Below are 331 nucleotides of genomic sequence, written 5' to 3'. Positions count from 1 at the left end.
GTTCGGATGGTATAGGCCCGCCTGTTTTGCCTCTTCGAGGGTGCCTTTCACGTTTACCGTGACTGTTTGGTCTTCCCGTGTGGCGTGCTGTACGCTTACGCGCCCCTTGTACTGGCCGGTTAGGCTTATTACCTGGTTCTCCCACGGCGCGCACATTGGGCACTCGAACGCGTGATCAGAAACGAGGGCGAGATCTTCACCGTTAACTGTCATTGTGTTTGCCCACCCGTAAACAAGTGAGTGCGTTGCCCCTGTGCGTGTGGCCATTTCTGCGTACGTGTCCATGTGCCACCGTCTACCGGCCTTGTCAGTGAATCCGCTTATCCCATGG

The 331-nt window shown here is 56.5% G+C and carries 1 protein-coding gene; it reads right to left on the bottom strand.

The genetic code is table 11. The annotated features are described in order from the left end of the window. The coding region (locus QP363_RS12800; RefSeq protein ID WP_308937180.1) for a phage minor capsid protein at window positions 1-324 on the bottom strand (324 nt) is incomplete at its 3' end. Window positions 325-331 lie beyond the last annotated feature (7 nt).

Origin of the sequence: Corynebacterium sp. UMB6689 (assembly GCF_030215295.1) — a bacterium.
Taxonomy (GTDB): domain Bacteria; phylum Actinomycetota; class Actinomycetes; order Mycobacteriales; family Mycobacteriaceae; genus Corynebacterium; species Corynebacterium aurimucosum.
This window is presented reverse-complemented; position numbering and strand designations above follow the sequence as displayed.